Below are 13,218 nucleotides of genomic sequence, written 5' to 3'. Positions count from 1 at the left end.
CGAGGTCGCGCTCGCGCATCCGCGCATAGGGATCGAGGCGCGGGTCGTCGGGATCGTCGATCGGGATGGGCGCCATGGCGACGCCTGATACCCTCACCCCTTGCGGGCGGCCAGCGGGTCGGATTCGGCCTTGGTCGGCACCTTCACCAGGGCCTCGCCGTCCAGCACCGTCTCGCCGTTGACCGAGCAGGTGCAGGTCAGGCGGGCGCGGCGGCGCTCCGGCACCAGCTCGGCCACCTCGACCGTGACGTCGACCGTGTCGCCGATGCGGACCGGCGCGCGGAAGTTGAGGCTCTGGCTGATGTAGACCGCGCCCGGACCGGGCAGGCGGGTGCCGAGCACCGCCGAGATCAGCCCGGCGGTGTAGAGCCCGTGGGCGATGCGGGTGCCGAACGGGGTGCGGGCGGCGAAGTGCTCGGAGAGGTGGATCGGGTTGCGGTCGCCGGTGATCTCCGCGAAGCCGACCACGTCGGAGGTCGCGATCGTCTTCGACAGCGTCTCGGACAGGCCGACGCTCAGGTCCTCGAAGTACAGCACGCGCAGTTCGGGCATCATCGGCGTCGCTCCCGGTCGATCTGGTGCCGCGGCCGAGGCGGCCGGGCGCGCGCGGCGCCGCCGTCCCGGCCGGGGATAAGCCGGGGGTCGCACGGGACGGGGGCGGAAATCCACTGGCGAAAGGTCGGACAGCCCAAAGGATGAGGCGACGAGTCGCGCGCCGGCTCCGGGAGCGGCGCGTCCGGCCCCGGCGACCGCGACGGCCGCCGCCATCATCTTCATCTGCCGTAACGTCTCCCGCCTGATATCAGATGGATCGAATCATTGCTCGCAGGCACGACTTGGATTTGTCTATGCCTAGGCGGGATTGAAGAAAGAGCGGTTTTTAACGATTTTTTAGTGATGTCGGAACACAAGGGTGTACCATCCTCTGAAACAGTCACCGTCGGTCCTTGCCCATGCGCCTGTCCCTGAAGAGCAGCCTGAGCGGACTGTTCGGGATCCTTCTGTCGCTGTCCCTGGCGCAGGGCGCCGTCTCGCTGTGGACGCTCGACGCGATCGAGACCCGCATCGACACCCTCGCCGACAACGCCATGCCGTCGATCGACGAGGCGCACGCCATGAACGCCCTGGTGATGCGCGCCCGGCTCTGGCAGTTCCGCTACATCACGGCACAGGACGAGGCCGAGACCGCGCTGTCGGCCAGGAGCTTCGCCGAGATGGACACCGCACTCGGGGAGAGGATGGCGCGCTACCCGGCGCTGATCAGCTCCGAGGCCGAGGCGGAGACGTTTCGCGCGTTGAGCGCGGCGCTCGCCGCGTTCCGGGCCGACTGGGCCCACCTCAAGACGCTCTCGAGCCAGGCCGAGATCGACACGTTCTTCCGCGGGCCGATGAACAAGACCTACCGGACGGCGATCGACATCGTCACCAGGCTTGTCGGCGTCAACGCCGCGGCCGGCAAGGCGGCGGGCGAGGCGGCCCGGGCCGAGCGGGCGGAGGCCACCCGCGCCACCATGGCGACGTTCGCCGTGTCGGTGGCGATCACCATCGCGGCGGTGCTGTTCTGCCTGCTGCGCGTCGTCCGGCCGCTCGGCCGCATGACCGATGCGATGCGCCGCCTCGCCGCGGGCGATGCCGGGATCGCAATCCCCGGCGCGGCGCGCCGGGACGAGATCGGCGCCATGGCGGCGGCGCTGGCGGTGTTCCGCGACACCCTGATCCACACCCGGCGCCTGGAGGAGGAGACCGCGCTCGCCCGGGCCGGAGCCGAGGCGCAGCGCCGGCAGGCGACGCGCGCGATGGCCGATGCCTTCGAGCGGGCGGTCGGCGGCATCGTCGGCGCCGTCACGGCCGCGGCCACCGAGTTGCAGGCCACCGCCCGGACCCTGACCGAGACCGCGCAGGAGACCGCCGGCCAGTCGAGCAGCGTCGCCGCGGCCGCGTCGCAGGCCGCCGCGAATGTCGGCACCGTGGCGGCGGCCGCCGAGGAGCTGGGCGCCTCGGTCCAGGAGATCGGCCGCCAGGTGGACGGCTCGGCGCGGCTGGCCGGCGCCGCCGTCCGGGAGGCCGGCGCGAGCGCAGCCCAGGTCCACGCCCTGACCGAGGCGACGGCGCGCATCGGCGACGTGGTCGGGCTGATCTCGTCGATCGCCGCTCAGACCAACCTGCTGGCCCTCAACGCCACCATCGAGGCGGCCCGCGCGGGAGCGGCGGGCCGCGGCTTCGCGGTGGTGGCCGCCGAGGTCAAGGAACTCGCCGGCCAGACGGCACGAGCCACCGAGGAGATCACCGGCCAGATCGCGGCGATCCAATCCTCGACCGGCCAGGCGGTCGGCGCGATCGGCGCAATCACCGGGCGGATCGAGGAGATCTCGGCCGTGGCGACCAGCATCGCGGCGGCGGTGGAGCAGCAGGGCGCGGCGACCCAGGAGATCGTCCGCAACGTCTCCGAGGCCGCCATCGGCACCGGCGAGGTGACGACGACCATCGCGGGCGTCGCCCGGGCGGCGGACGGGACCGGGGCGGCGGCGAGCCAGGTGCTGGGGGCCGCGACCGAGCTGTCGCGCCAATCCGAGCACCTCTCGGCCGAGGTGGCCCGCTTCCTCGAGACGGTGCGGGCGGCCTGAGCGCCGGGTCCGGGCCCGGAGCGATACTTCCGCCGCGCCGCTCCGGACCACCGGAGCGGCGCTCGTCGTGATGGCGCCCGCTCAGTTCAGCGCCTGCGGATCGGCCTCGGTCAGGAAGGCGGCGACCTCGCGGAAGAACTGCATCCGGTTCTTCTCCATCATGACCGTGTGGGTGCCTTCGCCGAGTTCCACGAAGCGCTTGTAGGGCGCGTGGGTGAGCCGGGCGAAATACTCCTGCGCCTGGTAGCTCGGCAGGTCGGCATCCCACTCGGCATGGATGACCAGCGTCGGCACCCGGATCTCGCCGGGATCGTAGAGCGGCTTGCCGGCCTGCCAGTAATCCTGCGAATCCGCCACGACGCCGTTCGGTGCCCGCAACACCGGCGGCGATTGCGCGGCCCCGGCGGCGTCGGTGGCGAAGGTGGCGTCGGCCCATTGCTCGAACCAGCCGGGCGGAATCAGCCCGGCCCGCTTGTCCTCCGGCACGCCCTTGAGCCAGCGCTCCTTCGCGCTGTCCCGGCTCACGCTCCGGTAGGCGCCCAGCGCCCCGCCGCCGGCACCGATGAGCGACGGCGTGCGCGACAGCCATTGTGGCGCGTAGAGGACGAGGCGGTTGACCGTGTCGGTGTGGGTGCTGGTGTAGAGCCCCATCGTCGAGGTGCCCCAGGACCAGCCCATCAGGTCGATCTTGTCGACGCCCCGCCGCTGGCGGATGAAGTCGACGACCTGGCCGACGATGGCGGCGGCGTCCTTCGTCCGCATGAAGGGGTGTCCGTCGGCGGCCGGGCGGCTCATCGCCGCCGGACGGCCCGAGAGCCCGTAGCCCGGCAGGTCGACGAGGTAGACGTCGAAGCCGCGCCCCGCCAGGTCGTCCATCATCGACAGGCCGGCGAGCGGCAGGTCGAAGGCGGTCGAGGCCGGATAGGTCGCGCCGTGGACGTAGAGCAGGATGCGATCGGGCGCGAACCGTTCCGTCCCGGCCGGACGCTTGTTGCGCACGTAGATCGAAACGCCGTCCTCCGGGCCGGGCAGGCGGAATTCTTCCGTGCGGAGCGCCGGCAGGGCAGGGCGGCCCGGTGACGCCTGCGCCGCGGCGTCCGGCGCGGCCTTGGCCTGTGGGGCCGCCGCGAGGGCGCCGAGGCCCGCGAGGACGAGACGGCGGGGCACCCGCCCCGGTCCGGACGCCGATGGCCGTGATGAACGCGGCATGATGGTCTCCTCCCTCCCGCCTGTCGCCGGCGGGTCGCCCCACTCAAGCCGGCGCCGCCCGCCGGCACAACCGCCGGCGGGACATGGCACGGATGCGGGTCCCTCTGGCCGGCAGCGCGCCCTCGGGGCATAGACACCCGGTTCCGCCGCTTGCGCGAGGGCCGTCCCGTGACCGTCTCCGACACCGATCCCGGCCTGCGCGACACCGTGCGGCGCGTCGCCCTGCTCAATCTCGGCGCTTTCGGGATCGAGGCGGCGGTGGCGGTGGCGATCGGCTCGGTGGCGCTCGTCGCCGACAGCGTCGACTTCCTGGAGGATGCGGCGCTCAACCTCCTGATCATCGCCGGCCTCGGCTGGCGGCCGGCGGCGCGGGCGCGGCTCGGCGCCGCGATGGCCGGCCTCCTGCTGCTGCCGGGGCTCGCGGCGGCCTGGACCGCCTGGCAGAAGATCGGCGCCTTCACGGCGCCGGATCCGGTGCCGCTGACCCTGACGGGTCTCGGCGCGCTCGCGGTCAACCTCGCCTGCGCGGCGATGCTGGCCCGCCACCGCGAGGGGCGCGGCAGCCTGACCCGGGCCGCCTTCCTGTCGGCCCGCAACGACGCGATTGCCAACGTCGCCATCGTGGCGGCCGGGCTCGTCACCGCCGCGACCGTGTCGCGCTGGCCCGGCTTCGCGCCCTGGCCCGACCTGGTGGTCGGCCTCGGCATCGCGGCGATGAACGCGGATGCGGCGCTCGAGATCTGGCAGGCCGCCGCGGCCGAGCGCCGGGCCGCGCGGGAGGGGGCTTGAGGCGGGCCGGGATAAACCCGATCTGCCCAGTCAGGCGGGGACGGCGTCCGCCCCAGAGCGGACCAGTCTTTGCCGGCGAGCAAGGCAGAGTCCCGACTGTCGAGATGCAGATGACCGCCATCGTCACGCTGATACTGTTCGCCAAACCACTCAACGACCCTGAGTTCTGGCTGACGGTCGAGGTTGGAATGCCGGACTGTATCGACGGCTTGCACGAGAAATGGGCGTGCCCATGGTCTCTACGCCCATTGTACCCACACCGCCTGGCCGATGCCAGAGGCGTTGATGCCGTTCATTCTCTCAGCATGGCAATCTCGACCCTTCAAGATTGACTGCAAATCTTCCTTGATGAAGGCGGGTCCCTCGAGAGAAGACGGATCTGACTTCACCTTGGAGAGCTACTCGTTCGGAGTTGCGGGCCATCCCTCTGCGCGCGGAAGGCCAGGCCGCTGAGTTAAGGTCCGCTCTCCCCCGTCACCGACCATCCGCACGGCCATCCCGACCGCGCTCCGGCCCTACGGCCCCGGCTCTGCCGCCCCATCGGCCTCGCCCCCGATCATTTCCCTGAGGGCAGCTCCGGTCGGCCCGGCGAGCACGTCCGCCAGGGTGAACCGGTCGAGCTCGCGCACGAAGCTCTGCTCGGCCGCGTCGAGGGCAGTCTTGAGCAGGCAGCGGCCGGCGAGCGGGCAGGGGCCACGGGCGCAGTCCACGAGGCAGCCGAGCCCTTCGAGATCCGCCACCACGGCGCCGAGCCGCACCTCCGCCGGCGGCCGGGCCAGGCGCACGCCGCCGGCGCGGCCCTGCCGCGCCTCGATGTAGCCGGCGCCGGTGAGCCCGCGCGCCACCTTCTGGAGGTGGTTCAGCGACACCCCGAAGGCGCGGGCGACGGCCGGCGTCGTCGTCCAGGTGCCGGCCTGCATCGCCGCGAGATAGAGCAGCAGGCGCAGCGACAGGTCGGTGTGGAGCGAGAGCCGCAGGGCGCAGTCCTTCCTTGGCGGATGCCGCCCGGGTCGCCGCACGCCCCCGGGCCGTCAGGATCGCTCCGGGTCGAGGCACGGCCGTCGCGGGGCGCAACCTTAGCGCATGTCGAGTCGGGTGAGAAAGGCACGGACGCGGTTGTCTCGTGGACGAAGGATGTCTGCGCCTGCGGATGGCCGCGGTGAAGAGACGGTCACCGGCGCCGGACGAGGCGGCGTGCGCCAGTCGATGGTGGCATAATCTGGCAATTCCCGCACCTGTTTGTATCGAGAGGGAAAATCGACCTCGATAAACATTTGCAAGGGCAAGAAATACCGGCGCGTCCTAAACCAGCGTCAACGCGCCCCGATCGGCAGGGCCGGTCGGCGGGCTCCGGAGATTCGGTCCGGAGGCCCCTTCACACCATTGGGGCAACCCGTGCCGCACTATTTCTTCGACATCAACGACCATGACCTGTCGCACCGCGACGACGAGGGCAGTAAGTGGCCGAACCGCGACGCCGCCCGGGCCCATGCCATGCGGATCCTCGCCGACATCGCCCGCGATGAGGCCCGCCGCCACGACCGGCTTCACCTGTTCGTGACCATTCGCGACGAGCGCAGGACCGTCCTCGCCATCGCGTCCCTGGCCATCGCCTGCACGTGGTTGGACTGATTCCGGCTGGACCGAACCCGGCGCGATCGGCCGCCGGCCTCCCGCGGCGCGGCACATACGGTCGCGCCCCGAAACCGCTGTCCCGACGAACCGTTACCCCGGCGCTTTAACCCATGTTGGCAGCGAGGCGACGTGACGGACCGGCCGATCGAGGACTACGCCGTGATCGGCGATACCTGCACGACGGCGCTCGTCGCCCGCGACGGATCGATCGACTGGCTGTGCTGGCCCTGCCACGACAGCCCGGCCGTGTTCCTGCGCCTCCTCGACGCGGAGAAGGGCGGGGCCTGCGACATCCTGCTCGATTCCCTGCGTGAGACCCGGCGGCGCTACCGGCCCGGCACCACCATCCTGGAGACCACCTTCGTCACGGCGACCGGCCGCCTGACGCTCACCGACGTCATGCCGCTGCATCCCCTCGACGCGGTGCCCGACGAGGGCCCGGACGGCCTTCCCCACGGCCGGATCCTGCGCCTCGCCGCCTGCGAGACCGGCACGGTGACCGGCCGCTTCCGGGTGCGCCCGACCTTCGATTATGCCCGGGACGGCGCGGTCCTCGTGCCCGAAGCGGGCGGGACCGTCCTGTGCCGGCGTCTCTCGGCGCCGGAGGGCGTGCGCGTCGCCGCCTCGGTGCCGCTGACGATCACCGGCGACCGGGTCGAGGCGGCCTTCGCCTTGCGGGCCGGGGAGGGGGCGACGCTGGTCCTCGCCCACCGCGAGGACGACGACGGCGCCGTGGATCAGGCCGAAGCGAGCCTGTCGGCGACGGAACGCTACTGGGAGGAATGGTCGGGCCGCTGCACCTATGACGGGCCGCACCGTGACGACGTGCTGCGCAGCGCCCTGGTGCTCAAGCTCCTGACCCACGCCCCCTCGGGCGGGATCATCGCGGCCGCCACCACCAGCCTGCCCGAGGCGGTGCCGGGCACCCGCAACTTCGATTACCGCTACGTCTGGATGCGGGATGCGAGCTTCACCGTCACGGCCTTCGTCAATCTCGGCTACCTGCGCGAGGCGGCGGAGTTCCTGCGCTTCCTGCGCAACGCCGACCACAGCCGCGGCCGGGATCTCAAGCTGATGTACGGCATCACCGGATGCGTGCCGGAGGAAGAGATCCTCGATCATTTGCGCGGCTGGCGCGGGGTCGCCCCGGTGCGGATCGGCAACGCGGCCTCGGGCCAGCACCAGTACGACATCTACGGCGAGTTCCTGGTGGCGCTCCACGCCTTCCTGGATGCCGTCGACTACGACCCGCCGGTGAAGGTCAACGACCACCTGGCCGAGGTGCTCGGGCACCTCACCGACCACGTCATCCGCTGCCGCCACGCCCCCGACCACGGCATCTGGGAGTTGCGCGACGAGACGCGCCAGATCCTGCACACCAAGGGCATGCTCTGGGTCGCCCTCGACCGGGCGGTGCAGATCGCGCAGGCGATCGACGTGGCGAGCCCGGAACGGGTCGCGGAGTGGCGCCGGATCGCCGCCGAGATCCGGGCCGAGTACCACGAGAAGGGTTGGAACAGCCAAGTCGGTGCCTATACCCAGGCTTACGGCTCCGACGACCTCGACGCCGCCATCCTGCGCACGGTGCTGTTCGGGGCCTTCGACGCCCGCTCGCCCCGGGTCGCCGCGACCCTGGAGGCGGTGAGCGCCGGGCTCGGCGACGGGGACCTGATCTACCGCTACCGCAACGCCGACGGCTTCGAGCACCCGGAGGCGACCTTCGCCGCCTGCGCCTTCTGGCGCGTCGGCTGCCTGGCTCTGGCCGGGCGCACCCAGGAGGCCGAGCCGCTCTTCGCGCGCCTCCTCGCCCGCGGCAACGACCTCGGGCTGTTCGCCGAGGAGATCGATGCGGGGACCGGCGAGCAGCGCGGCAACGTCCCGCAGGGCTTCACCCACATGGCGATCATCAACCACGCGGTCCGCCTCGACCGGGCGCGGCGCCACGGGCAAGCCCGCACCGACGAGCCGTGCCCATGGGCGGCGGGCGCCTGAGCGGTGGAGGAAGAGCCCTCTCGGGGGGTGGGCACCGCCGCCCGAATTTGCTCTAAGGCTCGGAACGGGCGCCGCCCTCGCGGGCGGCCCGACCGATCCGAAGCCTCCTATCCGGGAATTCAAGTCGTGGCGGGCGAGCCGTACTACATCACCACCGCCATCTCGTACCCCAACGGGGTGCCGCATATCGGCCACGCCTACGAGGTGATCGCCGCCGACGCCATCGCGCGCTTCAAGCGCCTCGACGGCTACGACGTGTTCTTCACCACCGGGACCGACGAGCACGGCCTCAAGATCCAGCAGACCGCCACCAAGGCCGGGATCAGCCCGCGCGCCTTCGTGGACGACATGGCGCCGCGCTTCCGCGCCATGGCCGAGCGGCTGGACTGCTCCTTCGACCGCTTCATCCGCACCACCGATGCCGACCACATCGCCTCCGCCCAGGCGCTGTGGCGCCGGATGGAGGAGAACGGCGACATCTACCTCGCCAAGTATGCCGGCTGGTACTCGGTCCGCGACGAAGCCTATTACGACGAATCCGAGCTGGTCACGGCGCCGGACGGCAGCCGCCGGGCGGAGAAGACCGGCACGCCCGTCGAGTGGGTCGAGGAGGAGAGCTACTTCTTCCAGCTCTCGGCCTATGGCGAGCGCCTGCTCGCCCTGTATGAGGCGCAGCCGGACTTCATCGGCCCGGACAGCCGCCGCAACGAGGTGACGAGCTTCGTCCGCTCAGGCCTGCAAGACCTGTCGGTCAGCCGCACCACCTTCGACTGGGGCGTGCCGGTGCCGGGCAAGCCCGGCCACGTGATGTATGTCTGGGTCGATGCGCTCACGAACTACATCACGTCCTGCGGCTTCCCCGACGAGGCCGCTCCGCGCTGGCGCCACTGGCCGGCCGACCTCCACGTCATCGGCAAGGACATCATCCGCTTCCACGCGGTCTACTGGCCCGCCTTCCTGATGTCGGCCGGCATCCCGGTGCCCAAGCGCGTCTTCGGCCACGGCTTCCTGCTCAACAAGGGCGAGAAGATGTCGAAGTCGGTCGGCAACGTCGTCGACCCGGTCGGCCTCGCCGACCTCTACGGCACCGACCCGCTGCGCTACTTCATGCTGCGCGAGGTGCCGTTCGGCCAGGACGGCAGCTACTCGCACGAGGCGATCGTCAACCGGCTCAACGCCGACCTCGCCAACGACCTCGGCAACCTCGCCCAGCGGTCGCTGACCATGATCGCCCGCAATTGCGGCGGCCAGGTTCCAAAGCCGGGCGAACCGTCATCGGCCGACCGGGCGCTGCTCGCCCTCGCCGACGCGCTGCCCGAGACGGCGAGGGGGCTGATGCAGGACCTCGCCCTGCACGCGGTGCTGGCCGAGATCTGGGCCGTGGTGGCGGAGGCCAACCGCTACTTCGCCGGCCAGGAGCCGTGGAGCCTGCGCAAGACCGACCCGGCCCGGATGGAGGCGGTTCTGTACACCACCGCCGAGGTGCTGCGGGCGGTCGGCATCCTGGTCCAGCCGTTCATCCCGAGCGCCGCCGCGCGGCTCCTCGACCTTCTGGCGGTGGCACCCGAAGCGCGCAGCCTCGCGGATGTCGGGCCGGATCACCGGCTCGTGCCCGGCACGACCCTGCCGGCCCCGAGCCCGATCTTCCCGCGCTACGTGGAGCCCGAGGCGTGAACCCGGTCGACAGCCCACAAGGCGTCGGCCTGGTCGATGGCCCACAAGGCGTCAGCCTGGTCGATAGCCATTGCCATCTCGATTCGCCCGGCCTCGCCGAGCGGCTGCCCGAGGTGCTGGCCCGGGCCAAGGCGGCCGGGATCGACCGGATGGTGACGATCTCGACCCGGGTCGCCCGGTTCGAGACCTACCGGGCCTTGAGCGAGGCGCATCCGGAAGTCCTGTTCACGGTCGGCACCCACCCGCACCAGGCGGGCGAGGAGCCGGACGTGACGGCGGCCGAGATCGTCGACCTGTCGCGCCACCCGCGCTGCATCGGCATCGGCGAGGCCGGGCTCGACTACCATTACGACTACGCGCCCCGGGACGTGCAGCAGCGGGTGTTCCGCACCCATATCGCGGCCGCGCGGGAGAGCGGGCTGCCGCTCGTCATCCATGCCCGCGAGGCCGACGAGGACGTGGCCAAGATCCTCACCGAGGAGATGGGCCACGGGCCGTTCAAGGCGGTGCTGCACTGCTTCTCGTCGGGGCGGCGCCTCGCCGAGATCGGGGTCGAACTCGGCCTCTCCGTGTCGTTCTCCGGCATCGTCACCTTCCGCAACTCGGACGAGATCCGGGCGATCGCGGCCTCGGTGCCCCACGACCGCCTGCTCGTCGAGACCGACGCGCCCTATCTGGCGCCGGTGCCGTATCGCGGCCGGCCGAACGAGCCGGCCTTCGTCGCCGACACCGCCCGGGCGCTGGCCGGGACCCTGGGGCTCACCCCCGACATGCTGGCCGCGCTCACCACCGCCAACTTCTACCGCCTGTTCGACAAGGCGGCCGCCCACCGCTGAGGGTTCTGACCACATGCCGACCCTGACCCTTCGCATCCTGGGCTGCGGCTCCTCGGGCGGCGTGCCGCGGGTCGGCTATGGCTGGGGCGCCTGCGATCCGGCCGAACCCCGCAACCGGCGGCGGCGCTGCTCGCTGCTGGTCGCGCGCCGGGACGCCGAGAGCGAGGCGACCACCGTTCTCGTCGACACCTCGCCGGATCTGCGCGAGCAGCTCCTCGACGCGGCCGTGACGCGCCTCGACGGGATCCTGTTCACCCATTCCCATGCCGACCACACCCACGGCATCGACGACGTGCGCCCGCTGGTGATCCACATGCGCCGTCGCATCCCGGTCCATGCCGACGCGGACACCACGGCCCTGCTGCGCGCCCGCTTCGCCTATTGCTTCACCTCGCAGCCGGACAGCCTCTACCCGCCGATCCTCGACCTGCACGCGCTGGAGGTCGGCGCGCCGGTGACCGTCGAGGGCCCGGGCGGTCCCGTGACCGCCACGGCCTTCACGATGGAGCACGGGCCCGAGGAGAAGGCCCTCGGGTTCCGCTTCGCCGACGCGGCCTACGCGCCCGACGTCAGCACCATGCCCGACGCCGCCAAGGCCCGGTTGCGCAACCTCGACCTCCTGATCATCGACGCGCTCCGCGAGACGCCGCACCCGACCCATTTCTCGGTGCCGGATGCCCTGGCGCTGATCGAGGAGGTGGCGCCGCGCCGCGCCATCCTGACCAACCTCCACACCGACCTCGATTACGGCGCCTTGAGCCGGCGCCTGCCGCCCGGGGTGGTGCCGGCCTATGACGGACTGTCGGTCACGGTCGACGGCTGATCCTCCGGCGCGAGATGGACCGCGAGCCAGATCGTCGGCACGTCGGGACTCGTCCAGGCGACCCGGTGGCGCAGGCGCGCCGGGATCAGCAGGTGGTCGCCGGGGGCGAGGCGTCTGGGCTCCGTCTCGCCGTGCAGGTGCAGGCCGGCGCCGCCTGAGAGCAGCACGACCCATTCGTCCCAGGGCTGGTCGTACCAGAAGCCCGGCGGGCTGGCCTGGCCGGTGGAGACGATCCGCTCGATGCGGGTTTGCGGGCCTTGAGCCAGGATGCCGACCGTCTCGTCGGGCTGCGGCGTGGCGGGCAGGCCGGCGAAGAGGTTGGCGGTCGGCGGACGTGCGCTCACGGCGGCTACGGGTCCTCAGCGGATATCGCCGAACTGGTCACCGGTTCGGCGGCCTAAATCTGCGATCAAACAAGAACCTCAGCGGGCGAAACGTTGGCCTGCCCATGCCGGTCTGCTCAGCGCTGCCGGAACGGGGCCGTGGCCCGGCTCTGCTCCGCCAGGATGCGGGAAATGATCCCATCGCAGCCGAGCTGTGTTCCATGGCACTCGGCGGTCATGATCGATGTGACGGCGCCGCCCTCCTGCACGATCCGTCGGCAGATATAGGCGGCGGGCTGCGACCCGGTCGGCTTGGCCAGCGTCCAGATCAACAGCCGCTTCGTGTCCACGATCTGCATCATCGCGGGAGAGATCCATGCCGCCTCGGTTCCGGGATCTGCCTTGATCCGCACCACCATCTCGTCGAAGGCCACGACCTCCTTGCCGCAGATCTGCCGAGCCTGCGCGGGTCCGGGCAGCGCCGCCGCGACGAGGAACAGGCAGGCGACCCAGCGACCGAGAGGCATGGTTTATCCCACGGGAAACGAGTCATGCCTATCAGGCGGCCTTCAGCGCATCAACGCAGGCCTGCGAAACCCACATGGCGCTCCCCGCTATCACGTCTAAGGTTCCATAAGATCCCTTATGCGAATCGCAGATGGCGGCTCCGTGCATGAGGATCGGGCGAGCGGATCGGCCCCTCGCCCGGCGTTGACGGTCGCGACCCGCCCCCCCAGCCCGGAGCGCCCTCTCGTTCGACAGAGTCAGCGCGGCCCGCCGCCCCGGCGCATGGCGATCTCCTGTCCCTCCTGCTGGAGCGCGCCGGACGGGGCCAGGCTCTCGTTCGGGATCGGGGTCATACCCTCGTGCGCGGTGCGCGAGTCCGGCCAGTGGGCGGAAGGATCGCCGGCGTCCCGCCGCAACGCCAGGGCGCGCCGGGCATGGGAGACCAGGCTGCCGCGGGCCGCGGCGGCGCGGCGGCGCTCCCGCTCCTTGTTCGCGCGTTTGACCGCCGAGGCGAGCAACCCCGCTTTCTGCCGCGAGCCAGTGTCGTCCGAGGCCGGCCGTGCCCCCGAGGGCGCCGCCCGTCCGCGGATCTCGCGGCGCTGGCGGTGGGCGATGCCGCGCGCCCGGTCCCGGCGCTCGCGCAGGCGGTGGATCAGGTCGTCGAGGTCGCGGTCGGCGACGTTCTGAATGCGGGGATGATGCGACCGGGCGACGAGTTCGGCCTCGTCGGCGGTCAGCAGGCGGGATTCCTGGCGGCTCGAGATTGTCAAGGGCTGCTCCGTCGATGCCAGGGCAATCGCTTCAGC

At 71.5% G+C, this 13,218-nt stretch carries 14 protein-coding genes; 8 read left to right on the top strand and 6 right to left on the bottom strand.

The genetic code is table 11. The annotated features are described in order from the left end of the window. Positions 1-93: 93 nt before the first annotated feature. Positions 94-555: a 3-hydroxybutyryl-CoA dehydratase gene (gene croR / locus VP06_RS21535; protein WP_048465835.1), complete on the bottom strand. Its 462-nt coding sequence runs from the start codon at positions 553-555 to the stop codon at positions 94-96. Positions 556-953: 398 nt separating this feature from the next. Between croR and VP06_RS21530 the strand changes: the two genes are divergently transcribed. Then, positions 954-2,624, top strand: coding sequence for a methyl-accepting chemotaxis protein (locus VP06_RS21530; RefSeq protein ID WP_048465834.1), 1,671 nt, complete (start codon positions 954-956; stop codon positions 2,622-2,624). An 81-nt stretch (positions 2,625-2,705) separates the two neighbouring features. Here VP06_RS21530 and VP06_RS21525 read toward each other — a convergent pair whose 3' ends face one another. Then, a complete protein-coding gene (locus tag VP06_RS21525; RefSeq protein ID WP_048465833.1) occupies positions 2,706-3,833 on the bottom strand; it encodes an alpha/beta hydrolase in 1,128 nt (375 codons plus the stop codon). A gap of 168 nt (positions 3,834-4,001) precedes the next feature. Here VP06_RS21525 and VP06_RS21520 point away from each other — a divergent pair, with 168 nt between their 5' ends. Next, a complete protein-coding gene (locus VP06_RS21520; protein ID WP_048465832.1) occupies positions 4,002-4,622 on the top strand; it encodes a cation efflux transmembrane domain-containing protein in 621 nt (206 codons plus the stop codon). Between the two features lie 110 nt (positions 4,623-4,732). Next, positions 4,733-4,954 (top strand): hypothetical protein, encoded by a 222-nt coding sequence (locus tag VP06_RS36540; protein WP_156295703.1) that lies wholly within the window; start codon positions 4,733-4,735, stop codon positions 4,952-4,954. A gap of 183 nt (positions 4,955-5,137) precedes the next feature. Here VP06_RS36540 and VP06_RS21515 read toward each other — a convergent pair whose 3' ends face one another. Further along, positions 5,138-5,641: an RrF2 family transcriptional regulator gene (locus VP06_RS21515; RefSeq protein WP_053081973.1), complete on the bottom strand. Its 504-nt coding sequence runs from the start codon at positions 5,639-5,641 to the stop codon at positions 5,138-5,140. A 376-nt stretch (positions 5,642-6,017) separates the two neighbouring features. Between VP06_RS21515 and VP06_RS21510 the strand changes: the two genes are divergently transcribed. The 5 genes from VP06_RS21510 (at position 6,018) to VP06_RS21490 (ending at position 11,582) form a co-directional block, all read left to right on the top strand. Beyond that, on the top strand, positions 6,018-6,254 hold the full coding sequence (locus VP06_RS21510) for a DUF6894 family protein (protein ID WP_048465831.1): 237 nt from the start codon (positions 6,018-6,020) through the stop codon (positions 6,252-6,254). A 132-nt stretch (positions 6,255-6,386) separates the two neighbouring features. Then, positions 6,387-8,249 carry a glycoside hydrolase family 15 protein gene (locus tag VP06_RS21505; protein ID WP_048465830.1) on the top strand — a complete coding sequence of 621 codons (1,863 nt, stop codon included), beginning with the start codon at positions 6,387-6,389 and terminating at the stop codon, positions 8,247-8,249. Between the two features lie 126 nt (positions 8,250-8,375). Beyond that, positions 8,376-9,923 (top strand): methionine--tRNA ligase, encoded by a 1,548-nt coding sequence (gene metG, locus VP06_RS21500; RefSeq protein ID WP_048465829.1) that lies wholly within the window; start codon positions 8,376-8,378, stop codon positions 9,921-9,923. Further along, entirely contained in the window at positions 9,920-10,759 is an 840-nt protein-coding gene (locus VP06_RS21495) for a TatD family hydrolase (protein WP_245291266.1), read from the top strand. The genes metG and VP06_RS21495 overlap by 4 nt, the downstream gene beginning before the upstream one ends. A 13-nt stretch (positions 10,760-10,772) precedes the next feature. Then, positions 10,773-11,582, top strand: coding sequence for an MBL fold metallo-hydrolase (locus VP06_RS21490; protein WP_048465828.1), 810 nt, complete (start codon positions 10,773-10,775; stop codon positions 11,580-11,582). Here the strand turns inward: VP06_RS21490 and VP06_RS21485 are convergent. The 3 genes from VP06_RS21485 to VP06_RS21475 form a co-directional block, all read right to left on the bottom strand. Beyond that, entirely contained in the window at positions 11,549-11,926 is a 378-nt protein-coding gene (locus tag VP06_RS21485; RefSeq protein WP_048465827.1) for a cupin domain-containing protein, read from the bottom strand. The genes VP06_RS21490 and VP06_RS21485 overlap by 34 nt on opposite strands. Positions 11,927-12,042: 116 nt before the next feature. Then, entirely contained in the window at positions 12,043-12,432 is a 390-nt protein-coding gene (locus VP06_RS21480; RefSeq protein WP_048465826.1) for a hypothetical protein, read from the bottom strand. 237 nt (positions 12,433-12,669) lie between these two features. Beyond that, positions 12,670-13,182, bottom strand: coding sequence for a hypothetical protein (locus tag VP06_RS21475; protein ID WP_048465836.1), 513 nt, complete (start codon positions 13,180-13,182; stop codon positions 12,670-12,672). Positions 13,183-13,218: the final 36 nt, after the last annotated feature.

Source organism: Methylobacterium aquaticum, from assembly GCF_001043915.1.
Taxonomy (GTDB): Bacteria; Pseudomonadota; Alphaproteobacteria; order Rhizobiales; family Beijerinckiaceae; genus Methylobacterium; species Methylobacterium aquaticum.
The sequence above is the reverse complement of the archived record's forward strand: the minus strand, read 5'-3'. Positions and strand labels throughout refer to the sequence as shown.